Origin of the sequence: Micromonospora sp. NPDC007271 (assembly GCF_040634005.1) — a bacterium.
Lineage (GTDB): Bacteria > Actinomycetota > Actinomycetes > Mycobacteriales > Micromonosporaceae > Micromonospora.
Map to the genome: position 1 here is coordinate 32,650 of NZ_JBEYER010000050.1, position 23,931 is coordinate 56,580.

21 protein-coding genes are annotated in these 23,931 nt (G+C 72.1%); 3 read left to right on the forward strand and 18 right to left on the reverse strand.

The window, feature by feature from the left end:
* The first annotated feature begins 71 nt into the window (after window positions 1-71).
* A complete protein-coding gene (locus tag ABZ570_RS19115) occupies window positions 72-848 on the forward strand; it encodes a FadR/GntR family transcriptional regulator (protein WP_358064908.1) in 777 nt (258 codons plus the stop codon).
* Window positions 849-908: 60 nt separating this feature from the next.
* On the opposite strand, the gene ABZ570_RS19120 is transcribed toward ABZ570_RS19115, so the two are convergent.
* Window positions 909-2,306, reverse strand: coding sequence for a M1 family metallopeptidase (locus tag ABZ570_RS19120; RefSeq protein WP_358064911.1), 1,398 nt, complete (start codon window positions 2,304-2,306; stop codon window positions 909-911).
* Between the two features lie 195 nt (window positions 2,307-2,501).
* Between ABZ570_RS19120 and ABZ570_RS19125 the strand changes: the two genes are divergently transcribed.
* Window positions 2,502-3,383, forward strand: a complete 882-nt coding sequence (locus ABZ570_RS19125) for a GNAT family N-acetyltransferase (protein WP_358064914.1) — start codon at window positions 2,502-2,504, stop codon at window positions 3,381-3,383.
* 157 nt (window positions 3,384-3,540) lie between these two features.
* Here ABZ570_RS19125 and ABZ570_RS19130 read toward each other — a convergent pair whose 3' ends face one another.
* The 17 genes from ABZ570_RS19130 to ABZ570_RS19210 all read right to left on the reverse strand — a co-directional run bounded on the left by ABZ570_RS19130 (window position 3,541) and on the right by ABZ570_RS19210 (window position 23,039).
* Window positions 3,541-5,400, reverse strand: a complete 1,860-nt coding sequence (locus ABZ570_RS19130; RefSeq protein WP_358064971.1) for a transketolase — start codon at window positions 5,398-5,400, stop codon at window positions 3,541-3,543.
* A gap of 125 nt (window positions 5,401-5,525) precedes the next feature.
* On the reverse strand, window positions 5,526-6,821 hold the full coding sequence (locus ABZ570_RS19135; RefSeq protein ID WP_358064917.1) for an MFS transporter: 1,296 nt from the start codon (window positions 6,819-6,821) through the stop codon (window positions 5,526-5,528).
* Window positions 6,822-7,020: 199 nt separating this feature from the next.
* Complete coding sequence (locus tag ABZ570_RS19140; protein ID WP_358064920.1) at window positions 7,021-8,133, reverse strand: DUF3103 family protein; 1,113 nt, start codon at window positions 8,131-8,133, stop codon at window positions 7,021-7,023.
* A gap of 161 nt (window positions 8,134-8,294) precedes the next feature.
* Window positions 8,295-9,188: a hypothetical protein gene (locus ABZ570_RS19145; protein ID WP_358064923.1), complete on the reverse strand. Its 894-nt coding sequence runs from the start codon at window positions 9,186-9,188 to the stop codon at window positions 8,295-8,297.
* Window positions 9,189-9,341: 153 nt separating this feature from the next.
* Window positions 9,342-10,664, reverse strand: a complete 1,323-nt coding sequence (locus ABZ570_RS19150) for a sugar phosphate isomerase/epimerase family protein (RefSeq protein ID WP_358064926.1) — start codon at window positions 10,662-10,664, stop codon at window positions 9,342-9,344.
* A gap of 214 nt (window positions 10,665-10,878) precedes the next feature.
* On the reverse strand, window positions 10,879-11,451 hold the full coding sequence (locus ABZ570_RS19155; RefSeq protein ID WP_358064929.1) for a cupin domain-containing protein: 573 nt from the start codon (window positions 11,449-11,451) through the stop codon (window positions 10,879-10,881).
* 382 nt (window positions 11,452-11,833) lie between these two features.
* Window positions 11,834-12,337 carry a hypothetical protein gene (locus ABZ570_RS19160; protein WP_358064932.1) on the reverse strand — a complete coding sequence of 168 codons (504 nt, stop codon included), beginning with the start codon at window positions 12,335-12,337 and terminating at the stop codon, window positions 11,834-11,836.
* 20 nt (window positions 12,338-12,357) lie between these two features.
* On the reverse strand, window positions 12,358-13,173 hold the full coding sequence (locus tag ABZ570_RS19165; protein ID WP_358064935.1) for a hypothetical protein: 816 nt from the start codon (window positions 13,171-13,173) through the stop codon (window positions 12,358-12,360).
* Complete coding sequence (locus ABZ570_RS19170; protein ID WP_358064938.1) at window positions 13,170-14,405, reverse strand: MlaD family protein; 1,236 nt, start codon at window positions 14,403-14,405, stop codon at window positions 13,170-13,172. Before ABZ570_RS19170 ends, ABZ570_RS19165 begins: the two co-directional genes overlap by 4 nt.
* Window positions 14,402-15,820: an MCE family protein gene (locus ABZ570_RS19175; RefSeq protein ID WP_358064941.1), complete on the reverse strand. Its 1,419-nt coding sequence runs from the start codon at window positions 15,818-15,820 to the stop codon at window positions 14,402-14,404. The genes ABZ570_RS19170 and ABZ570_RS19175 overlap by 4 nt, the downstream gene beginning before the upstream one ends.
* Window positions 15,821-15,897: 77 nt before the next feature.
* Window positions 15,898-17,148, reverse strand: a complete 1,251-nt coding sequence (locus ABZ570_RS19180) for an MCE family protein (RefSeq protein WP_358064944.1) — start codon at window positions 17,146-17,148, stop codon at window positions 15,898-15,900.
* Window positions 17,148-18,131 carry an MCE family protein gene (locus ABZ570_RS19185; RefSeq protein WP_358064947.1) on the reverse strand — a complete coding sequence of 328 codons (984 nt, stop codon included), beginning with the start codon at window positions 18,129-18,131 and terminating at the stop codon, window positions 17,148-17,150. The genes ABZ570_RS19180 and ABZ570_RS19185 overlap by 1 nt, the downstream gene beginning before the upstream one ends.
* Window positions 18,128-19,159, reverse strand: coding sequence for an MCE family protein (locus ABZ570_RS19190; RefSeq protein ID WP_358064950.1), 1,032 nt, complete (start codon window positions 19,157-19,159; stop codon window positions 18,128-18,130). The genes ABZ570_RS19185 and ABZ570_RS19190 overlap by 4 nt, the downstream gene beginning before the upstream one ends.
* A complete protein-coding gene (locus tag ABZ570_RS19195) occupies window positions 19,156-20,448 on the reverse strand; it encodes an MCE family protein (RefSeq protein WP_358064953.1) in 1,293 nt (430 codons plus the stop codon). Before ABZ570_RS19195 ends, ABZ570_RS19190 begins: the two co-directional genes overlap by 4 nt.
* A 2-nt stretch (window positions 20,449-20,450) precedes the next feature.
* Window positions 20,451-21,254 carry an ABC transporter permease gene (locus tag ABZ570_RS19200; protein WP_358064956.1) on the reverse strand — a complete coding sequence of 268 codons (804 nt, stop codon included), beginning with the start codon at window positions 21,252-21,254 and terminating at the stop codon, window positions 20,451-20,453.
* Window position 21,255: 1 nt separating this feature from the next.
* Window positions 21,256-22,026, reverse strand: coding sequence for an ABC transporter permease (locus ABZ570_RS19205; RefSeq protein ID WP_358064959.1), 771 nt, complete (start codon window positions 22,024-22,026; stop codon window positions 21,256-21,258).
* Window positions 22,023-23,039 (reverse strand): ABC transporter ATP-binding protein, encoded by a 1,017-nt coding sequence (locus ABZ570_RS19210; protein WP_358064962.1) that lies wholly within the window; start codon window positions 23,037-23,039, stop codon window positions 22,023-22,025. The genes ABZ570_RS19205 and ABZ570_RS19210 overlap by 4 nt, the downstream gene beginning before the upstream one ends.
* 174 nt (window positions 23,040-23,213) lie before the next feature.
* Between ABZ570_RS19210 and shbA the strand changes: the two genes are divergently transcribed.
* On the forward strand, window positions 23,214-23,792 hold the full coding sequence (gene shbA / locus ABZ570_RS19215; protein ID WP_358064965.1) for an RNA polymerase sigma factor ShbA: 579 nt from the start codon (window positions 23,214-23,216) through the stop codon (window positions 23,790-23,792).
* Window positions 23,793-23,931 lie beyond the last annotated feature (139 nt).

Sequence of the window (23,931 nt, forward strand, 5' to 3'; positions counted from 1 at the left end):
TTAACGTCGGGATGCTAGGACGAAAAAGCTGACTTATTCAAGGGGTAGATCCAACTGATATGATCCTTGGCGTGGAACCGTACTCCTCCGGGGGCGCCATCGCCCAGCGCGGCCCCGCCGATGCCGGGCTGCACGCACGTGTCCTCGAGCACCTCGGCACCGCCATCTGCGGCGGCGAGTTCGCCCCCGGGGCGGTCCTCAACATCGACGAGCTGGTCGACCGGTACGAGGTCTCCCGCTCGGTGGTCCGCGAGGTGCTGCGGGTGCTGGCGTCGATCGGGTTCATCGAGACCCGCCGGCGGGTCGGGGTGACGATCCGGCCCGCGCACGACTGGAACGTCTTCGACCCGCAGGTGATCCGCTGGCGGCTCGCCTCAGGCAGCCGGATCACCCAGCTCCGGTCGATCACCGAGCTGCGCACCGCCATCGAGCCACACGCCGCCCTGCTCGCCGCCAGCCGTGCCGATCATGAGGAGGCGAGCGATCTCGTCGGGCTCGCGGCGAAGATGTGGGCCGCCGGCAAGGCCGGCGACGAGGAGCGCTTCCTGCGCCTCGACATCGAATTCCACCGACGGGTGCTGCTCGCCTCCGGCAACGAGATGTTCGTCCGGTTGCAGGATCTGGTCGCGGAAGTGCTCACCGGCCGACACAAGCACCATCTCATGCCACACCACCCACACGAGCAGGCGCTGCAGCTGCACGCCGAGGTGGCCCAGGCCATCCAGCGGCACGACGGCGAGCGCGCCCGAAAGGCGATGGTGCAGCTCATGGAGCAGGCGTTCGACGAGATGAAGTCGATCTGGGAGCAGAGCGCCGAGCCCGACCCGGGCGACGTTCAGGTGGGCTGACCCGGGCCGACCTGGCTCAGCCGGCGAGATCCGGGACCACGCTCAGGCCGGCACGAGGCACTACCAGCTGGTGGGCTTGCCGGTGCGGTAGAGCCAGGCGTCGAAGAACGAGCCCAGGTTCTGCTGCGACGCCCGCTCGGCGAGACGGATGAAGTCGGCGGACGTGGCGTTACCGAACCGGTACGACCTCGTCCACTCCTTGAGGATCTTGAAGAAGATCTCGTCGCCGACCTTGACCCGCAGCGCGTGCAGGGTCATGGCGCCCCGGTCGTACGGCGGGTAATCGAACATGTCCAGGACACCCGGGTCAGCCAGCAGGACGTCCCAGAACGGCTTCTTGTCCGGGGCGTACGTGCGCTCGAAGAGCTTCTGTGCGGTCGGGCCGCCGGTGTGCTCGCTCCACAGCCACTCCGCGTAGGTGGCGAAGCCCTCGTTGAGCCAGATGTCCGACCAGCGGGTCAGCGAGACGCTGTCGCCGAACCACATGTGGGCCAGCTCGTGGGCAATGGTGCCGATCGCGTCGCTGGGCACGTCGCAGAAGACCGGGCGGGTCTGCGTCTCCAACGCGTAGCCCACCTGCGGGGCGTAGTCGATGATCGCGCCGGTGGAGGAGAACGGGTACGGGCCGAACACCGAGCTGAAGTAGTCGACGATGTCGGGGATCTCGGCGAGCATCGGCGCCGCCCGCTTCGCCAGCCGCGGGTCCACCGCGGTGTAGACGGGGATGTTGCCGGGTGTCGTGGACTCGCTGATGATGAACTTCCCGATCGTCACGGTGGCCAGATAGGTGGCCATCGGTTCGCGGGACTCCCACACGAACGTGGTCCAGCCGCTGCGGGTGGACTGGGAGACGAGCGTGCCGTTGCCCACCGCGGTCGTTCCGTCCGGGACGGTCGCGCGGAAGGTGAAGGTGGCCTTGTCGGTCGGATGGTTGTTGCCCGGGAACCACCTCGCGGAGCCCTGCGGCTCGCCGACGACGAACGCGCCGTCGTCCGTGGGCACCCAGCCTTCGATGGACCCGTCGGGGTCGTACATCGGTCCGGGTTCACCGGCGTAGGAGACCGCGACGGTGAAGGTACGGCCGTTCCTGAGCACGCTCTTCGGTGTGACGAACAGCTTGTCGTCGTCGCGCGAGAAGGCTGCCGCAACCGCGTCGACGGTCACCGCACTCACCGTCGGGCCCATGAAGTCGAGACTGAAGCGGCTGAGGTCCTGGGTCGCCACCGCGGTGAGGGTGGCGGTGGCGGTCATCTGTCGGCTGCCGGGATCGTAGGCGAAGGCGATGTCGTAGTGCCGGACGTCGAACCCGCCGTTTCCCTGTCGCGGGAAGTAGGGGTCGCCGAGCGAGTCGGCACCCACCGTCGAGCCCGGCGCCGCGGTCGCCGGATCCGCCAGGGTCGGGCCGGCGACGAGAGCGGCGGCCATCAGCGCCGACACCGCGGGCGTACGAAGCGTCATGAGCTCCTCCTGAGGACCGTTGCGTGGACGGTACGAAGGACCGCAGGCGCAGTCAAGGGGCTGGATGGCTACGCTAACCGTCGCGGCGCAGCCCCGCGGACGACGAATCAGTAGGACGAGCGGGGACAACGCAACGGGATCGGCACTACAGCACAGTCGCACGGTGCCGCGGATCGGACGGACGGGACGGGGCGGATGACGACGGATCGCACCTGCGGACGCGGCCTGATGGTTCGGGCCGCCACGGCCGGCGACCTCGAGAACATCGCGCGCGTCGCCGAGGCCGCGGGCCAGCGAGGCGAGTGGACCGGCGCGGACCCCGCCTACGTGGGGCATCTGCTGCGCTACGGGCGGGTCGCCGTCGCGAGCGATGACGACCGGATCATCGGCTTCGGGGCGACCCGCGGCATCGCCGGCCATGGCGGCGTGACGTCGATGCTGTGCGACCTGTTCGTCGACCCGGCGCAGCACGGTCGCGGCTGCGGCCGGGCACTCCTCGCCGAGCTGTGGCCCGAGCGGGCTGCGCCGCGGATGACGTTCAGCAGCCAGCACCCGCACGCGCTGCCGCTGTACACGAGCGTCGGTCTGGACGCCTGGTGGCCGCTGTTGTACCTGACCGGCGACCTCCGTGCCGTACGCTCGCCCGCCGGCTGGACCGTGGCGCCGTCGTCACCGGAGGCGGTCAGCAGGTTCGAGGCGGGCTGGACGGGTGCCGACCGCAGCGCCGACCAGCACGCCTGGGCCCGGCGGCCGAACGGGACGACGCTGGTCGCGGCCCTCGACGGCCAGCCGGTCGCCGCCGGCGTCGCGGCCGGCGAGGGCGACGGCTTCGGCCTGGTCCACCTGGCCTCGGCGCCCGGTGTCACGGACGACCAGGCCGGCGGCAGCGTCCTGGCGGCCCTCGCCGCGCTCGCGGGCGTGGCCGGACAGGCGCAGGTGTGCCTGCCGGCACCGCACCCGGCTGTCCGCCCGCTGCTCGCCGCCGGATGGCGGGCAACAGGCCTGGACCTGTTCATGGCGACCCGTATCGACCTGCTGGATGCGCGCCGCTGCGTCCCCTCGCCCGCGCTTGCCTGATCGAGGTCCGCGGGCCGCGCCAACAGGGGGTGCCAGCCGCCCGGGGCAGATCGCCCGGCAGGCCACGGGCCGACGGGCCGGGGCTGGCGGACACCGGCCGGGCCGGGGCAGCCGCGGAATCACCAGGCCGGCCGGGCAGGCCCGCATCGGGCAATGGTCAGGCCAGGGTGCGTGCCGCCGAGACGATGGCGTGCACCCCGATCCCGGCCTGGTCCATGAGCTGGGCGGACGTGCCGGAGGTGGGCAGCCCGTGCACCGCCAGGTGCTTGACCCGCACGGGCTCGGCCAGGTCGGCCAGGGACTCGAGCACGGCCGAGCCCAGCCCGCCCTCCGGGTAGTGGTCCTCGACCACCACCAGTCGGCCGCCGGTGTCCCGCACGGCGTCGAGCAGCCGCTGCCGATCCAGCGGCTTGACCGAGTAGAGGTCGATGACCCGGGCGGTGATCCCCTCGCGGGCCAGCTCGTCGGCGGCGGCGAGGCAGTTGTGCACGGTCACCCCGGCGCCGATGAGCGCCACGTCGTCGTTCTTCCCGCCGCGCACCAGTTTGCTGCCGCCGATCGGGAAGTCGTCCCCGTTGTCGTAGAGCACCGGGTACTTGCCCCGCGTGGTGCGCAGGTAGACGATGCCCTTTCGGTCGGCCATCTCGGCGACCAGGGCGGCGCAGGACACGGCATCGCTCGGATAGAGGACCGTCGACCCCTGCACGGCCCGCAGCGCGGCCAGGTCCTCCAATCCCATCTGCGAGGGCCCGTCCGCCCCGATCTCCACCCCGGCGTGCGAGCCGGACAGGGCGATGTCGGCCCGGGAGATGGCGGCCATGCGGATGAAGTCGTAGGCGCGGGAGAGGAACGCCGCGAAGGTCGCGGCGAACGGCCGGTACCCACGCACCTGCAACCCGACCGCGGCGGCGACCAACTGCTGTTCCGAGATGAACATCTCGAAGAACCGGTCGGGGTACGCCTCGCCGAACTTGTCGGCGCGCGTGGAGTCGCTGACCTCGCCGTCCAGCGCGATCACGTCCGGCCGCGAGCCGAGGGCGCGCAGCGCGTCACCGTACGCGTTCCGGGTGGCGACCGTCGCCCCCTTCTCGTACCGGGGCAGCTCGGGCGGCTGCGCGGCGGGGGCCTCGGCGGGTGGGGCCGGCTCGGGCCGCGGCCCGGCGACGCGGATCTGCCGGACGCCGCCGAGCGCCTGGACGGCCCGCTCGGCCATGTCGTGCTTCAGCGGCTTGCCGTGCCACCCCGGCTGGTTCTCGACGTCGGGCACCCCCTTGCCCTTGATCGTGCGGGCGAGCACCACGGTCGGGCCTGTCGCCTGCCGGGCCCGGCCGAAGGCGTCGTCGATCGCCGCCAGGTCGTGCCCGTCCACCACGATCGGGTGGCAGCCGAACGCCTCGACCCGCCGCCGGTAGGTGTCCAGGTCCCACTCCAGCTCGGTCGGCCCGCGCTGCCCCAACCGGTTCACGTCGACGATCGCGGTGAGGTTCCGCAGCCCGTAGTGGCCGGCCTTGTCCAGGGCCTCCCAGATGGAGCCCTCGGCCATCTCGCTGTCGCCGCACAGCACCCAGACGTGGAACGGCAGGTGATCGAGATACTGCCCGGCGAGCGCGATCCCGACCCCGACCGGCAGTCCCTGGCCGAGCGAGCCGGTGGCGACGTCGACCCAGGGCAGCGCCGGTGTGGGGTGCCCCTGCAGGCGCGACCCGAGCTGGCGGTAGGTCTCCATCAGCTCCTGTTCGCTGACCACGCCGACCGCTTTGAGGACCGCGTACAACAGCGGGGAGGCGTGACCCTTGGAGAAGATCAGATGGTCGTTGGCGCGGTTGGGCGGGTTCACCCAGTCGTAGCGCAGGTGCCGGGAGATCAGCACCGCCATCAGGTCGGCGGCGGAGAGACTCGAGGTCGGGTGGCCGGAGCCGGCCCTGGTGCTGCAGCGGATCGCGTCCACCCGCAGTTGGGCGGCGACTTCGCCCAGCCGGGTGATCTCCTCGTCGCGCAGAACGCGCTCTGCTTCCATCGTCACCGGAATCGCCTCCCGAGATCGGCCCTCCTCGGCCCCGCCACCCCGCCCCGGCCCCTCCGGCCGCCCGCCGGGCCGCTTCCGCCGACCGCCTCCGCACACACGGTAGCCAGGAAAGCCGTTCACTTTCCGGCAACCACCGATTTGCGCGCGGGCCGGCGGCGGCAGGCCGCCCCACGGCCGTCGGCCAACCAGGCCGCCAGCGCCAGGTACGGCAGCGCGGCCAGCGCGAAGGCGACCCGATTGCCGGTCACGCCGGCGAGGACGCCGTAGCCGGCGTAGAACACGATGATGGTGAGGTCGGTGGCCATTCCCGCCACCGAGGTCACCGTGGCCCGGGCCGGCCCGGTGATCCGGGCCTGCAGCCGCACGTCGGCGAGCACGGTGGCGAGCTGGAACGCGGCGAACGCCACCGCGAGCAGCACGAAACCCGCCGGGCGGCCGACCAGAGCGCCCGCCGCCAGCGCCGACGCGGCGAGCACCAACAGGGCGGCGTAGCCGCCGGTGGTCAGCCGCTCCCCCGCCGGGGCGAGCAGCCCGCCCACCGTCATCCCGGCCCACAGGAGCAACAGCAGCAGCGGCACGGTCGCCGCGGCGGCGCCGGTGTCCCGGGCCAGCAGGCCGGTGTACTCGTCGAGGCCGCCCCAGATCGCGGCCACCGCCGGAACGAGCAGCAGAGCCGCGCGTACCGTCCGGTCGGCGCGGGCCTCGGCCAGACCGGCGCGCAGGCTGTCCAGCCAGCCGGGCTCGTCGCTCCCGTCCGCGACGGTCGGCGGTACGGCGCTGCCGGCCACGCCGGGGGTCTGCTCGCCCGCCCCCGGTCCGGCGGCCGCCGCGGGCCGGTGTTCGGGGAACCGGGTCGCGACCACGGCGGCGAGCAGACCCCCGGCGACGCTGGCCGCGCCGACCGCCGGAAATCCGCCGGCGGCGAGGACCGGCCCGGCCAGCGCACCGGAGGTCGCCGCGGCGAACACCTCCGCGGTGCGCGCCCGGCCCATGAGTCGGGCATACCGGTCGGCGGCGCCGACTCGTTCGAGCTCGGTGAAGACCAGCGCCTCCAGCGCCCCGGAGCGCAGGGTTCCGCCCGCTCCCCAGAGGACGAACCCGACGGCGAACGCCGGGTAGGACGGGACGAGCACCCAGAGGGCGAAGGCGGCGGCGGGCAGCAGCGGCGCCAGGGTGAGCAGCAGCCGCCGGGACACCGCGTCGGCCCAGGCTCCCGAGGGCACCTCCAGCACGACGCCGGTGGCCGACCAGATCACGAAGAGCGAGGAGATCTGCCCGACCGACAGCCCGGTGTCGGCGAAGAGCAGCACGTACAGCGGGTAGAGCAGGATGAAGTCGGTGAGGAACGCGTAGCCGTAGAGCGTGGCCGCCAGCCGGCGGGTCGTGGGCACGCGGACGGAAGTGGCGATCATGAGGCCTTCCCACGGGGACGGAACGGACACCGGAGGTACGGCGTCCGCGGCGGCCCGCGGCTGCGGCCTCTAGGGCGGGATCAACATCGCCAGGTCATGCGCCGATGCTATCCGGCATCGGCCGTTCGCGTCGCCCCCGCCGTCCGGGGCGAGGGGGTGTCGCCTCCCCCGTGACCGTGCACGGGGGAGGCCGCCCTGCTCACAACTCCTGGACCCAGTACGGGACCACGTCCATCCAGCCGTTGGCAGCCGCACCGTTGAGTCGGCCGGAGCTGCCGGTGCTGAGGGTGTACCAGGAGTCGACGTAGTCCGGGTCGTCGGTCCACCAACTGGCCGGCATGGCATCGATGATCGCGTTGACCAGCGGGGTGTACGTGCCGTGGTCCACGACGGTCAGCAGGGCGGTGATCAGCGCCTTGGCCAGGTCCCGGTAGTTGGTGTCGCCGTCGTCCTCCCACATCACCACGTCGGCCAGGTTGTACTTGTAGTTGTTGTAGTGGACCAGCAGTTGGTTGGGGTAGTAGACCGTGCCGTCGTTGTCGAGGTACGGCATCTCCACGATGTTGACCGTGGGCTTGCCGTCGAGTCCGAAGCCGCCGACGACGTTGAAGATCTCGGCGGCGCCCTTGGCCCACGGCTCCTTGTCGTCGTTCAGCCGGATGGCGTTGACCTTGGTGGCCCAGTAGCCGGCCTGTGCCGTCACGGTGTTCCGGGCGGGCGCCAGGCCCCGGGCGCTCAGCTCCTGCCGGACCTGCGCCAGGCCCCACTCCATCGCCGTGCGCACGTCGACCTCGACCACCAGCACGGGACGGGTGGGCAGCCGGACGGGATCGAGCAGAACGCGCCCTCCGGCGGGGCCGTAGGCGACCACGCCGGTCAACACGTCGTCGGTCGGCGCCGCCGCCACGAGCGGGATCTCGTCCCGGTTCAACGCGGCCAGCATGCCGTCGTGCCCGAGCCGGAGTCGCAGCACCGAGCCGGTGGCCTCCGGCAGCCCCTTCGCCGCCAGCACCGTCCGGTTGACCGACCGGGCGGTGCGCTCGGTCCGCGCGTCGAGTCCGGCCGCGAGCAGGTCCACCCGCCCGGCGGTGACGGCCGAGACGACCCGGTCACGGGTGGCGGGATCGGCGAGCGCACCGGCCACCTCGCGGGCCACCCGGTCGGTGGCCGAGAAGACGGGACCGACGCCGGACGGGGCGGCCGGCCGTGCGTCGTCCGGGCTGGCCTGGGCGGGTGTCGCCGTCGAGGCGATGAGGGTGGTTGCCGCCAGGCCCAGGGACAGCACGGCAAGCCGGAGGGAACGTGGACGCATTCGGGCTCCTCTGCGGTCGCGGCGGCGGCTCGTGACGGACGCCGCCCGCTACGCCAGATGATCGCACCCACATATAGGGATCAGTCAATGCCCTTGGTTCCCTGGACGCGAACCGGGGGTGGGACCCGATCGGGTCCCACCCCCGGCCGCGACGCCGGCGCTCAGCGGCGGAACTTCTCCACGTCCGCCTGCGGGATGACCATCGTGGCCTCGTTGTCCGCCGCCGGCTGGGCGGTCGGCTGCCGGGGCGTGGTCGGCTGGGTGCGCTCCGGGTCGGCGTACGGCGGCACCGGCTGAGTGTGCTCCGCCGCACCGTACGGGTCGACCGGCTGGCCCAGCCGGGCCTCGGCGTCCCGCCGCCCGGCCTGGTACGCGCGGGCGTGCTCGGCGATGGTCCGGCGCTCCTCCTCGGCGCGGGCGAGCCAGTTCTCCCAGCGGCTCTGCATCGGACGGACCAGACCGCCACCGACCCCGACGACCAGGATGCCGCCGATCGTGGCGAGGACGGCGATCAGCACCGGGGTGGTCACCGTGGTGGCCACGCCGATCTGGTTGAGCGCGGCGATGACGCCCAGGCCCAGGATGAACACCGAGGCGATGTTCGCCAGCACCCGGCCGTAGGAGAGGCCGCCGAGCGCGCCGGCGATGATGTCCCTGACGGCCTTGGCGATGGCCGCGGCCACCACCACGATCACGATGGCGACGAACGCCCGGGGCAGCCAGGCCACCACGCCGTGGATCAGGTCCGAGATCGGGTTCGGGCCCCAGATGCCGAACGCCAGCTGGAGGGTCACCAGCAGCACGCCGTAGTAGGCCAGCTTGGCGACGAGGTCGCTGGCGTCGTACTTCGAACGGGCCAGGGCGGTCTTGATGCCCCCGCGCTCGACGGCCCGGTCGAAGTGCACCCGCTCCAGGACCCTGTCCACGATCCTCAGCACGGCCTTGGCGACCAGCCAGCCGACCACCAGGATCGCGACGAAGGCGACCGCCTTGGGCAGGAACAGCATCACCGAGCGGAACGCGTCGCCCACCGCGTTGCCGAAGTTGTCTCTCATCGAAGGGCCTCCACGGATGTGTTCAGGTCGGTCCCGTGAGGACCTACCCTGGGCACGCGCCGGGGAAACCCTCGACAGCCACGGCGAGCACCGCCACGGTGACCAGCGGGAAGACCCGCCGCGCGGTCAGGCGGGTCTTCCTTGCTGGCAGGATCAGGCGAACACGTCGACGAACGAATCGTGCAGGGCGGTCACGCGGCGAGTCAGCTCCTGCTGGGCGTTCGGGGAGGCCTGACCGAGCGAGGCTGCCGAGTCGAGACGCCGGAGGAAGTCCTCCAGCGACTTGATGGACTGCCTGGCGTGCCCCGACCCGAACTGATGCTCCGCCTGTCGAGTCGTGTTCGTCAGCATGGCGTACGCCGGCTCCTGCAGGTCTCCGGATTGCCGGAGCGCGTCGAGCGCGGTGTGGACAGCGTCGAACGGTTGGGTCTGTGTGGCGTGCATCGCTGTCTTGACCTGGGTGAGGAACTCCTCGATCTGCGCGAACGGCGGCTCATCGAGGTCTCGTGGATAGCCTGGTTCGCCCCTGACCCACAGCAACTCCAGCGGAATGTAACCGCGGTAGCTGCTCAGCCGGAGGTCGGTGAAGACCCGCTCCAGGTCCATGAGCCCGTCGGTCTCCGCCCCGGCCGGCTTCTTCTTCAGCTGGAAGTTGTTGGTGTACGGCAGCACCTTGGCTATGTCGCCGTACCAGTTGTAGCCCAGCCCCGTTGTGCTGCCGAACGGACGGAAGTAGCCGGTGTCGTCGATGATTCCGATGTTCGGCCGGTTCACCCATTGCAGGATCTGGATGGTCTGTTCGGCGGTCGCGGTCATGTCACCGTGGTTCTGCAGGCCGAGGTCGACGCCCCGCGCGGCGCCGTAGTCGGCCAGTTCCTGCAGCGCGGGCACGACGCGCTGCTGTGCGACGCCGGTCCAACCCAACTGGTCGATGTCGTCAGGAACGACGCCGGAGAACACGCGCATGACAGGTGCGCCCATCTCGGCGGCGACGTCGATCCAGAACTTCACCCGCTCAAGGTCGAGGGCTCGCCTGGCCGGGTCGGCGCTGGCGAAGTCGTTCGACGCGCCGGTGCCGCTGATCTCGATGTCCAGTTCCTCGCACAGCGACCTGATCTGCCGGGCGTAGTCCATGATTTCGTCGCGCGGCTTGGTGGGCATCTCGTAGAAGTCGAAGCCCGGGATGTAGTAGGAGGTGACGTCGACCGCGTCGAAGCCGGCCTCCTTCGCGAACCTGATCGCCTGCAGGGTGTCGATCGGTGGGGCTGTCTTCCGATTCTTCAGCCACGCCTGCATGTTGACGTTGAAGCTGTAGAGATTGAGGCTGATCTTGAAGTCACCGGTGTAGTACCGCCCCTGTTCGGGTCGCCGATCGTCCAGGCTCGCAGCCGCACCCGACGGCGCAGCCAGCGCGGTCACCGCCAAGACGGCTGCGAGCATGGTGGACAGGAACGTGTGGCGGGATCGCCACGTCATGCGGATCCCCTCCCTGTTGAGGTCGTCGGCTCTTTCACCTGGGAAATCTCGTGAAAGCGCTTTCCAAAAACATCGATTGAAAGCGCTTTCTAAGAACGTTGATGGGATGCTAGGAGGCGTCCACCTCACAGTCAAGGGGCACGATGAGTATCTACCTACGCCCCACCGTGGCCGGGTGCAGGCATGTCACGACGAGTAACGGTCGGCCCCCACGTCAGCTGACCGGATAGGTGTCAAGCTGACCGCACATGCCTCGCCGGCCACGATCGCGCGGCTCGGCGATCTGGTAGACCTCCGCCTCGACGAAGTGCGGCGCCTCGCCGCGGGCGAGCGCGTCAAGCTGCTGTCGGGTCTCATCGGCTGCCCGTAGGGCGCCATCGCGCCATCGCTGCCGCCAGCTTTCCAGATGTGGCTGAACGAGGCCGATCGCTGCGGCGTGGAACTGGCGCAGCGGGGTGAGATCGCCAGCCACTGCTGCGGCCCGTAGCAGCTCGAAGCCGCGTACGGCGAGGTCACGCCGGCCGTACGCGGCGGCCAGGTCGGTACCGGGCGCGCCCCCGCCAGGCAGTGCCACGGCGGCCGCGTACGTCGCCGGGTCGGTCAGCAGGTCCGGCGGCAGTGTCAACACCGCGTCGCCCGCCTCCGGCAGACCACTGTTCTGCATGAGAACGATGATCTCCAGCCCGCCGTCGTTGACCAGCCGATGGATCGTGCCGGGAGCAAACCAGACGAGGGCACCGGGGCGCAGCGGGGTCTCCCGATACCCGGAGAGTGTCAGGGTCTGCACGCGTCCCGATCCGGCCGTCACCACATACGCCTCTGCGCAACACAGGTGCAGGTGCGGCGTGCCGCCGACCTCGCCGTCGGGGGCGACGGTGTCGTAAACGCAGAGCCGGGAGACGCCGACCCCACCAGGGAGCGGTCCGACGGACTCCGCTCGATCGCCCGACGCAGTCATCGACGCGCCGTCGTCGAGGACCGGACGGGCGGGCTGGCTTCCGTCGGGCTGATGCTGGCTGGAACCAGCCCTGAGTCCGGGTCCGATCATCGGCCACCTTCGCTGGAGGAAAAGGGCTTTCCTTTGGTCGCCCGACGCTAGTGTCGGGTCCGACGGCCGTCAACCACCGGCTCGGATCCGCCCCACCGCCTCGCGCTCGTCCCGCCGCCGGTCAGATCGCGGTGGCCTTCACGACCTTCCATTCCCCGTCGACGGGGACCATGGTGAGCACGACCCGGTTCTGGTCGACCTTCTCCCCCGCCGTGGTCACGTTGCGCCGGTACTGGTTGAGGTAGAGCAGCAGTTCGACCCGGTCGGTGTCGGCGCTGATCACGCCGGTGGCGGAGACCTCGGCGAGCACCACCGCCTGCTGCTTCGTGGCGGTCTGCCTGAGCGCGGTGGTGGTCTGCGCGTACTCGTCGGCGAACCCCCCGGTGGCGAAGGTGCGGCCGTTGGCGACGCTGTCGTCGAAGGTGCGGTAGTCGTACGAGAAGAGGGCCTTGGCGGCGGCGGGCGCCGTGGCCAGCGCCTGGCGTACGGCCTGCTCGCGCTGGCCGGCGCGGCGGTCGGCGTACCAGCCGGCGAGGGCCACGGCCGCGGCCAGGACGATCGCGACGACCAGGGCGGGCACCGGGCGCAGCCGCGGCGGGCGGCGCAGGACGGTCGGGACACGCATCGAGGTCTCCTCCTTTCAGGTCAGCCGACGAACTGGAGCTTGGACACCAGCCAGTCGCCCGAGTCCTTGTCGCGAACCAGGTCGAGCTGGATCCGGTAGTGCGACGGGCGCCCGTCGGGTGCCTTCACGTTCTTCACCGTGGCGTCGACCGCCACCAGCACGACCGCGTGCCGGCGGTCCCCGGAGACCAGCCCGGCGCGCAGCACGGTGCCCTGCGACTGGACCTTGTTCTCCACCACGAGCGCGCGTACCTGCCCCTGGCCGCGGGTGAACTCGTCCTTGAAGTCGCCGGTCGCGCCGGCCGTGATCCGCTGCAGGTCCCGGTCGACGCTGGCGGCGCTGACCGACACGAAGTTGACGGCGGCCTGCCGGGCGGCGGCGACGGCCTCCCGCCGGGCCTGCTCGGTGGCCCGGTCGACGTACCAGCGGTGGCCGTAGACGCCGGCACCGGCCAGCGCGGCGGCGAGCAGCACGACGAGCAGGGCGGCCAGCGCGCGGCCGCGGCCGGCCGGGCCGGGCCCGGCCGCCGTGGGCCGGCCGTCCTTCCCACCCGCCCCGGTCGAGCCCTTCGCGCCGGCCGGCTTCGGCTCGGGCAGATCCTCGACCTCGGCCGGGTCACCGACCACGGTCTGGTCACCGGTCTCCGTGGGATCCTCCACGGGCTCCTGGTCGAGGCGTTCCAGCACCTGCTCGATCGGCTCGGCCGCTCGGGACACCGGCCGGTTGACCAGGCGGCGTCGCGCCGCGCTCGGGACACCGGCCTTGGCGCCCTTGATGACTTTCAGTGTGGGGTTCCTGCGGCTGGGCACCGCCACCTCCTCCGGTACGCCGGTCACGGGGTCACCCCGGCGAGCAGCAGCTGTTTCCAGGACTGGTCACCGGCCGTCCGGTACTGTCCGCCGGTCCCGCCGAACTGCAACGGCCGGCCGTCGGAGCCCAGCACCAGGCCGGTCGCCGGGTCGAAGCCGGCGGTGGCGCCCGCGTCGGACGGGGGCGGGGCCGGGTCCCGGCCGGACGGCCGGGGCGCGTTCTGCGCCCCGCGTACGCTGGCGCCCGCCGCACGCTCGGTGGCGCCGCACCGGGTGGTGCCACCCCGGTAGACGCAGGACTGCGGGTCGTTCGCGTTCACCACCAGGCCGAGATGCGCGGTGCCGTCGCCCGGGGTGACGGTGAACCCGCCGGCCACCACGACCGGATACGTCACCAGCAACTGCTCGATGCCGGGCAGTCGCCGGGCGGCGATGCCGTTGACGGTCACCAGGTTGCCGATCAGGGCCCCGATGTCCGGGTCCAGGCCGCGCAGCAGCGCCCGCAGCTCGGCGCCGGCCGGGGGCCCGGCGGCCAGCAGCCGTCGCAGGTCCGGATCGGCGGCGCGGACCGTGGCGGCGAGCTGGGCCAGGCCGGCCGACCAGCGGCGCAGCGCCTCGGCGGACTCCGCCTGGGTGGTCAGCACGGTCCGCCCGTCGCGGATCAGCGCCAGCGTCTCGGGCAGGTGGGTGTCCGCGTCGGCGAGCAGGGCGTCGCCGGCGTCGAGGATCCGGGCGAGGGCCTGCTCGTTGCCCTCGAACGCGGTGCCCAGCTCGGTGATCAGCACGGTCAGGTCGTCCGGGCCGACCGAGCGGACCAGGGCGTCCAGGTTGGCCAGCAGGGTCTCCGGGGCGAGCGGAAGCCCGGTCCGGTCGGCCGGGATGACCGCGCCGTCGGCGAGGTACGGCCCACCGTCGCGGTCGGGCCGCAGGTCGAGGTACTGCTCGCCGACGGCGGAACGTTGGGTGACCACCGCCCGCAGGTCGTCGGGCACCCGCACGCCCCGGTCGATGCGCAGGTCGGCGCGGACCCCGTCGCGGCGCAACTCGACGGCGGTGACCCGGCCGACGGGCACCCCACGGTAGGTGACCGGAGCGTTGGCGAACAGGCCACCGGCGCGGGCGAGGTCGACGTGGACCAGATAGCCCGCGCCGAGGAGCCGGTCACCGAGGCCGACGTAGCGGATCCCGACGTAGCCGATGCCGAGGACGCTCACCAGCACGAAGGCGATGACCTGCAGTTTCGTGGTACGTCCGATCACTGGATCAGCCCTCCGCCCAGGATGTCGGTCAGGCTGCCGAGCTGACCGGTGACGGCGCCGGTCAGCGGCAGCACGCAGTCGGCGGTGAGCACGGTGCCGGCCGGCAGTTCGGTGCCGGCGGCGAACGCGGTGCCGGGCGGCACGACGCCCTTGGGCAGCAGCAGCCCGCCCAGGGGCACCGCCGAGCCCGGCTTGAGCAGCTGGCAGCCCTCCGGCAGCCCGCACTCCTTCGGTGGCGTCCACACGGCAGGGAGCTTCGCGAGGTCCGGCAGGCACCCGGTCAGCGGCAGGTCGGGGAGGAGGCCGCCGCCGGGCTTGCCGCCGGGCTTGCCGGGCGGGGCCGGGGCACCGCCGGCGGTGGGCGGCCGGGGCGCGGCCGGGGTGTTCGGCCGGGTACGCGGGCCGGCCGGGGCGGGTGCGGCGGACAGCAGGTTGGCCAGGATGCTGGCGGCGTCCAGGTCGGCGGTGACGGAGAGGTTGACGAAGTCGCCGACGATCGCGCCGGTCACGTTGGGCGGGAACGGGTACGACAGCATGAAGTCCAGGGACTTCGGCAGGTCGTCGCCGGCCCGGGCGAGCTGTTCGAGAATGGGTTGCAGGGCGCGTACGGAGGCCACGGTGTCCTCCCGGCTGCGCTCGATCACCCGGGTGCCGACCGTGCCGAGCTGGCCGAGGGCGGTGAGTGCCTTGGTGAGCTGCGCGCGTTGCCCGGCCAGGACGGTCAGGCCGGGTGCGAGGGAGTCGAGTGCGTCACCCACGACCTGCCGTTGCCGGGCGAGGCGGCCGGTGAGCCGGTCCAGCGCGTCGATGGCGCGGACGATGTCGGCCTTCTGCCGGTCGAGGCCGGCGAGGAAGGTGTCGAGCTGGGCCAGGGTGTCCCGCAGCTCGGGTTCGCGGCCGGCGAGGGCCTTGCCGAGTTCGACGTTGATGGTCCGGAGCTGGGCCAGGCCACCGCCGTTCAGCAGCAGCCCGAGGGCGGCGAGGACCTCCTCGACCTCCGCGCCGCGGGTGGTGCGGGACAGCGGGATGAGGTCGCCGTCGGCGAGCCGGCCGCGGGCCGGTTCGGTGGGCGGCGGGGCCACCGCGACGTACTTCTCGCCGAGCAGGCTGCTCTGGCGTACGGCGGCGGTGGCGTTGGCGGGCAGCTTCACCGCGCGGTCGATGCGCAGCCGGACCTTGGCGTGCCAGCCGGCGAGGGAGATCTTCTCGACGGTGCCGACGGTGACGTCGTCGACCTTGACAGCGGCGCGCGGCACCAGGTCGAGCACGTCGGCGAACTCGGCGGTGACGGTATAGCCGGCGCCGGCCGGTTTCCCGCCGGGCAGCGGCAGGTCGGCGACCTCGGGCAGGCCGCAGCCGGCGGGCAGCAGCGCCACCGCGAGCGCGCCGGCCAGCAGCCGCAGCCGGGCAGTCATGCCGCCACCTGGCTTCGCTCGGCGCCGGCGTTGAGGCACCACGGGGCTGCGTTGATGATTCGCTCGCTGACGCTCGCTCACGCCGGCCCCCGGAGGATGCCGCCGAGCGTGGGATCGCTCGTCGTGGCGGGCAGGAGGCCGCCCGGCGCCTCGGCGGGGATCGGCGCACCGGGCGAGCTGATGGAGCCCGGTGGGGACCCGCCGGTCGCCGGGGCGCCGGGCGGCAGCTTGAGCAGCTTGCGCAGCTGGTCGGTCAGGGGCAGGTCGCGGGCGTGCAGGGTCTGCGCGAGGGCGGTGCACTTCGCCGGCACCTCGGCGAGAGGCAGCTGGTCCACCAGCAGCGAGCAGACGAAGGCGGCCGGGTCGTACGGCCCGAGCGGGTTGTCGCGGGTGTCGAGAGTGCCCGAGCGGGGATTGTAGGCGAGGTTGAGGTTGCTCAGCGCCAGCGGCGCGACGTCCAGGATCTGGATGACGGCCTGCTGCTGGCGGACCAGGACGCGGGTGATGTCGGCCAGCGCGGTGACGTTGCTGGTGAGGGCGGCCCGGTTCTGCCGGACGAAGGCGGTGACGTCGGCCAGCGCGGCGGCGAGGTTGCGCAGGGCGGCGGCGAGTTCCTCCTTCTCCCCCGCGAGCTGCTCGGCGACGTCGGCGAGCTGCTGGTTGAAGCGGCGGACCTGCTGGTCGCTCTCGGCCAGGGTGGTGGTGAAGCGTTGCAGGTTGGCCACCGTCGTGAACAGGTCGCCGCGCCCGTCGGAGAGGGTGGTCAGCGCGCGGGACAGTCCGTCGAGGGCGTCGTGCAGGTTCTGGCCGTTGCCCTCCAGATTGGCCCGCCCGGTGGCGACCAGGTCGGACAGGGCACCGTCGGCGTTGGCGCCCTGCGGGCCGAGGGCGCGGTTGAACTCGTCGAGCGCCTGGTAGATGTCGTCGATCTCCATCGGCGCGGCGGTCCGCCCGACCGGGATGTCGGCGCCGTCGGCGAGCGCGGGTCCACCGGTGAACGCCGGGGTGAGCTGGACGTAGCGGTCACTGACCACGCTGGGCGGGACGATCAGCGCCTGGGCGGCGGCGGGGATCCGCAGCGTCGGGTCGTAGCGCATCTCGACCCGGACGCTGCGCCCCTCGGGGACGACCTTCTCGACCTCGCCGACGCGTACCCCGAGCACCCGGACGTCCGAGCCGGGATAGACCCCGACCGCGCGGGTGAAGTGGGCGACGACCCGCCGTTGGGGTGTCTCGTGCCGCCACACCACCGCGCCGACGGCGAGGGCGGTGAGCAGGACGGTGGCCGCGGCGAGCGGGCGCCGCCAGCGCTGGACCGGACCGGACATCAGCGTCCTCCCGTGGTGGGCAGGTACGGCTGGAGCAGACCGTCCACGTACGAGTCGAACCAGCGGCCGTTGCCGACCACGTTGGCGAACGCGGTGACGAACGGTCCCATCCGTTTGATGGTCTGCTCCAGGTCGTCGCGGTTGCGTTGCAGGACGGCGACCACGTCGCGCAGCTTGCGCAGGGCCGGTTCGAGCTGGGTGCGGTTGTCGGCGACCAGCCCGGACAGCTGGGTGGCGAGCTGGTCCGTGCCGACGAGCAGCTGGTGGATGGCATCCCGGCGGCGCTTGACCTCGGTGAGCAGCTTCTCCCCGTCGGTGACCAGCTTGCGGAACTCCTCGTCGCGTTGGGCGAGCACGCCGGTGACGTCCCGGGCGCGGGCCAGCAGGGTGCGCAGCTCGGCGTCGCGGTCGGCGACGGTGCGGGACAGCCGGGACAGCCCGGCCAGCGAGGTGCCGACGCTGGCCGGGGTGTCGGCGAAGGTGTCCGACAGGGTGGTGAACGCCTGCGCGAGCTGGTCGGTGTCGACCTTGTCGAGGGTGTCGGCGAGCCCGGTGACGGCCTGCACGACGTCGAACGGGGCGGCGGTGCGGTCGAGCGGGATCTGGGCGTGCTCGGGCAGCCGGCCGGGTCCGGCCGGGGACAGGGCGAGGTACTTCTGGCCGAGCACCGTCTTGATCCGGATGGTGGCGCCGGTGTCGCGGCCGAGGCGTACGCCGTCGTCGTCGACCCGGAAGCGGACCCGCACGTACGGCTGGGGCTCGTGGGCGAGCTCCACGGCGGTGACCACGCCGACCCGGACGCCGGCCACCCGGACCTCGTTGCCGGTGGCGAGGCCGCTGGCGTCGTGGAACGCCGCCTGGTAGGCGCGGCCGGTGAGCGCGGCGAGCCGGTCGAGCTGGAAGGCGCCGAGCAGGGCGGCGACGATGACGGCCAGCCCGACCGTGCCGACGACGACGGGGTTGCGTTCGCGGAAGGGTTTCACTGGCTTCCTCCGGTGGCGCAGCGGGCGGCGGTGGCGCTGACAGCCGGCGTGGTCAGCGGCGCGTGGCCGGCGACGGCCAGCCGGCCGTCGAAGTCGCAGAGGTAGAAGTTGAACCAGGAGCCGTAGGAGGCGACCCGGGTCAGCGACTCGTAGCGCTGCGGCAGCCGGCCCAGGGTGGCGTCGATGACGCCCGCGTTGCGGTCCAGGGTGCCGGCCAGGTCGTCGAGAGCGCGCACGTCGGCGGCGAGCGGCGGCCGGGTCTGGCGCAGCAGCCCGGCGGTGGTGTCGGTCAGGTCGGCCAGGTTGACCAGCGCCTCGCCGATGGCGGCGCGGTCGGCGGACAGGCCGGAGACGAACTGCTGGAGCTGGGTGACGCTCTGGTCGAGCTGCTGGTCGTGGGCGGCCAGGGTGGACAGGACGTCGTTGAGGTTGCTGACGACCCGGCCGATCACGGCGTCCCGGTCGGCGAGGGTGTTGGTCAGCGAGGCGGTGCGGCGCAGCAGGCTGGCCACGGTGCCGCCCTCCCCCTGCAGCACCTGGATGATCTCGTACGCGAGCTTGTTGACGTCGTCGGGGTTGAGCGCGGTGAACAGCGGCCGGAAGCCGTTGAACAGCACGGTCAGGTCCAGCGCCGGTTTCGTCTGGGTGAGTGGGATCAGGCCGTCGGCCCGCAGCGGCCGGCCGTCCCCGGGGCCCTCGCTCAGCGCCAGGTAGCGCTGCCCGACGAGGTTGCGGTAGCGGATGGCGGCCCGGGCGCTGGTGGCCAGCGGCACGTCCCGGTCGACGGTGAAGGCGACCTCGGCGACGCTGCCGTCCACCACGGCGATGTCGCTGACCTTGCCGACCCGTACCCCGGCGATACGCACGTCGTCGCCGGCCAGCAGCCCGGTGACGTCGGTGAACCGAGCCCGGTAGGTGACCCCGTCGGGCGGGAACGCGCCGAGGGTCTGGGCGAGCATCGCGGTGGCCAGCAGTGTCACCACGGCGAAGATCACCAGCTTGATCAGCGCGGGCGTCGTCCTGGTCATCGGGCGTTCACCACCGCGCCACGCAGCAGCGGCCCCCACAGCAGCACCGCGATGTCCGGCACCTCGGCCGGGGGTGTGCCGGTGAGCCCGCCGACAAGGGGTTTGACCAGGGCCCGCTCCTCGGCCGTGCCGGCCTGGCCCATGGTCGGGGAGCCGGCGGGGGCGGCGGCACCGGGTGCGGCGGGCAGTCCGACGGGCAGCAGCGGGCGGGTCCGTTTACCGCCGTAGTCGTAGCCGTCGGCGACCGCTACCTCGGGGGCGGGAACCGGCGGGTCCGACAGGTGCCGGCAGTTCGGGCCGTCGTGGGCGGCGTAGGCCGGCTCGTCGCGGCCCTTCTCGTACGGTCCGCCGTCGCGGGTGACCTCCAGGGTGATGTGCATCCGGCCGCCGGCGAAGACCTCCTCGACCCGGGGTTGCAGGGTGACCAGCCCGTTGACCAGGCACGGGTACTCGGGGGCGTAGGCGGCGAGCAGTTCCAGCACCGGGCGGCTGACCTGGCCGAGGCGGATGAGCTGGTCGCCGTGCCGGTCGAGGAAACCGCGGGCGGTGTCGGCGGTGTCGGTGGTGTCGGCGAGGAACGCGGCGAGCTGGGTGCGCTGGTCGCTGACCGTGCGGGCGGTGACGGTGACGTCACGCAGCAGCGCCAGCAGGTCGGGCAGCGCGGCGTCGTAGCTGTCGAGCACGACGGCGAGCTTGCGGACGTCCTCGGCGATGGTGGGCAGTTCCGGGTTGAGCTGCCGCAGGTACGCGTCGAGCCGGGTCAGGTTCGCGCCGAGCTGGTCCCCGCGTCCCTCCAGGGCGGTGGCGATCGCGCCGAGGGTGGCGGCGAGCTGGTCGGGGCGGATGGACTGCAGCAGCGGCAGCGCCTGGTCGAGGACGCGTTCCAGCTCGACGGCCGTGCGGCTGCGATCCTGGTCGATGACCGCGCCGTCGCGGATCGGCCCGGCCGTGCTGGTCGGTGGCGGGACGAGTTCGACGTACCGCTCGCCGAAGAGGGTCTTGGGCAGCAGCCGGGCGGTCACGTCGGCGGGGATCCGGTCGGTGGTGGCCGGGTCGAGCGCGAGGCCGATGATCGCACCACCGCCGGCGCTGCGTACCGAGCGGACGTCGCCGACCACCACGCCGCGTACCTTGACGTCGGCCCCTTCCAACAGTTGCAGGCCGGCGCGGTCGGCGTGCAGGGTGACCCGGTCGACCGGGGTGAACGCCTTGCGGTACTGCAGCACGGAGGCGGTCAGCGCCGCGGTCAGCACGGCGATGAAGACGAGGCCGAGGATCCGATGTCTCATGGTCACCCCGCGATCCGGACGGTGGTGGTGGCGCCCCAGATGGCCAGGGACAGGAAGAAGTCGACGACGTTGACCGCGACGATGGCGGTCCGCACGGCCCGCCCGACGGCGACGCCGACGGCGGCCGGCCCGCCGCGGGCGGTGTAGCCGTACCAGCAGTGCACCAGCACCACGATCACGCTGAACACCAGCACCTTGCCGAACGACCAGAGCACGTCCCCGGGCGGCAGGAACAGGTGGAAGTAGTAGTCGTACGTGCCGGCGGACTGTCCGAAGTAGCCGACCGCGATGGTACGGGTCGCCAGGTAGCTGGACAACAGGCCGATCACGTACAGCGGGACGACCGCGATGAAGCCGGCGATCATCCGGGTGGTGACCAGGAACGGCAGGGACGGCACGCCCATCACCTCGAGCGCGTCGACCTCCTCGGAGATCCGCATGGCGCCGAGCTGGGCGGTGAACCCGCAACCGACGGTGGCCGACAGGGCCAGCGCGGCGACCAGCGGCGAGATCTCCCGGGTGTTGAAGTACGCCGAGACGAAGCCGGTGAAGGCGCTGCTGCCGATCTGGTCGAGCGCCTGGTAGCCCTGGAGCCCCACCTCCGTGCCGGTGAAGAAGGTGAGGAAGCAGATGACGCCGACGGTGCCGCCGAACACGGCGAGCGCGCCGGTGCCGAAGCTCACCTCGGCCAGCAGCCGGATCACCTCGCGCCGGTAGCGGCGCAGGGTGCGTGGCGCCCAGGCCAGGGCACGCAGGTGGAAGGCGAGCTGACCGCCGAGGTCGTCCAGGTGGCGCAACAGGGCCATGTCAGCTTCCCTTCTGCGGTACGACCTGGAAGTACACGGCCGTGACCAGGAAGTTCAGCGCGAACAGCAGCATGAAGGTGATGACGACGCTCTGGTTGACCGCGTCGCCGACGCCCTTCGGGCCCCCCTTGGCGGTCATCCCCTTGTACGAGGCGACCAGCGCGGCGGTCGCCCCGAACAGCAGCGCCTTCACCTCCCCGACGAGCAGGTCGGGCAGTTGCCCAAGGGCCTGGAAGCTGGCCACGTACGCCCCGGGCGTGCCGCCCTGCAGGACGACGTTGAACAGGTAACCGCCGGTCACGCCGACGACGCTGACCAGCCCGTTGAGCAGGACGGCGACCAGCATCGAGGCGAGCACCCGGGGCACCACCAGACGGTGGATCGGGTCGATGCCGAGCACCTGCATGGCGTCCAGCTCCTCGCGGATCTTCCGGGCGCCCAGGTCGGCGCAGATCGCCGAGCCGCCCGCGCCGGCGATGATCAGCGCGGTGACGATCGGGCCGGCCTCACGGACCACGGCGAGCACCGACGCGGCGCCGGTGAACGACTGCGCGCCGAGCTGGCGGACCAGTGAGCCGAGCTGGAGGGCGATGACCGCGCCGAACGGGATCGACACCAGCGCGGCGGGCAGGATCGACACCGAGCTGATGAACCAGGCCTGCTGCACGAACTCCCGGACCTGCACCGGCCGGCGGCCGAGGCCCCGCAGCGTGTCCAGGCAGAACGCGAAGAACTCGCCGGTGCCGCGTACGGCGGTCACGGGGGCACTCATCCGGTCACCTCCCGCCGGTGGCGGTCGCCGGTGGCGAGATCCAGCCCCAGGTCGATGGTAGGTCTCGCCTCGGCCCAGCGACCGTCGAAGGATCCGGGGGGTGGGGTGACACCGTGCTCGCGGCACCACTGTCCAGGTGGCCGCTCGGCCCGCCGGGGCATTCCGTCGGACGGGGGCAGTTGCAGCGGAATGGGCGGCAGCGGTGGCAGTTCCACCCCGGCCTGCGCCTCGGCCTCCAGTTCCTCGGCGTCCTTCTCCTCGGCCATGCCGATCGGGCCGATCCGCTGGGCGTTGAGGAACTGCCGGACCACCGGCTCGGTGCTGGACAGCAGCATCTCCCGGGGGCCGAACATGGCCAGGTGGCCGTGGTAGATCAGACCGATGTTGTCCGGCACCGTCCGCGCGGTGTTGATGTCGTGGGTGACGATCAGGAACGTCGCCTCGGTCCGCTGGTTGAGGTCGATGATGAGCTGGTTGAGGTAGGCGGTGCGGACCGGGTCCAGCCCGGAGTCCGGCTCGTCGAAGAGGATGATCTGCGGGTCGAGCACCAGCGCCCGGGCCAGGCCGGCCCGCTTGCGCATGCCGCCGGAGATCTCGCCGGGCAGCTTCTTCTCCGCGCCGACCAGCCCCACCATCTCCAGCTTCTCGTTGACCACGGCACGGATCTGCGACTCGGTCTTGCGGGTGTGCTCGCGCAGCGGGAACGCCACGTTGTCGTAGATGTTCATCGAGCCGAACAGGGCGCCGTCCTGGAACAGCACGCCGAACAGCTTGCGCACCTCGTACAGCGCCCGTTCCGACAGCCGGGGCAGGTTCCGCCCCTCGATCCAGATGTCGCCCCGATCCGGCCGCAGCAGGCCGACCAGGGTCTTGAGGAACACCGACTTGCCCGTGCCGGACGGTCCCAGCAGGACGGATATCTCGCCCGCCGGCAGGGTCAGGGTGACGTCCGACCAGACAGGCTGGCCACCGAAGGACTTCGTCAGTCCCCGCACGGCCACCTCGACGCCCATCGACCCCTCCCGTCACCTGTCCTGACAGAGACATCGCGAGGCGGGCCCGGGTCGCAACAGAAACATTTCGGCTTCGTCCGGCGTCACTCCCTACCTACGATGGGAGGTGCGGAAACCGGCCGCCTTCAGTACCGTGCCGTTAACTCGTCGGTAACGAAGGTGCCTCACAACCCCATGATTCGAGCAGTCAGTCCAGAGCTGGTCCGTCGGGCCGCCCGCGGTGACCGGGCCGCGATGGCGGAGCTGCTCACCGACGTACGCCCGGGCCTGGTCCGCTACTGCCGCGGGCGGCTCGGCCGGGTCGGCGGGGCGTACACCACGGCCGACGACGTCGCCCAGGAGGTGTGCCTGGCCGTCCTGCGGGCCCTGCCGCGGTACCAGGACCAGGGAGTCCCGTTCGCCGCGTTCGTGTACGGCATCGCCGCGCACAAGGTGGCCGACGCCCAACGCGCCGCCATCCGGGATTCCGCCGTCACCCCGACCGACACCCCGCTGGAGGAGCCCGACGGGGCCCCCGGGCCGGAGGCGCAAGCGGTCGCGACCGACCTCGCGCGCCGGCTGTCGGCGTTGCTGAACCGGCTGCCCGACGTGCAGCGGGAGATCGTCCTGCTGCGGGTCGCGGTGGGCCTGTCGGCCGAAGAGGTGGGGGCGATCGTCGGGATGTCCCCGGCCGCCGTGCGGATGGCCCAGTCCCGGGCCCTGGCCCGGCTCCGTAGCCTTGCCGGGGACGCGTTGAACGAGGTGGCGGCATGAGCGAGCACAGCGCTGGTGAGCCTCATGGCGACGCCGAGCGGAGCGAGGTGGCGGAATGAGTGAGCGCCAGCGAGCGAATCATCACCTTCGCCCGGGCGGTGCGGACGAAGTCCTCCGACAGCGTCTCCAGCATCTGTGC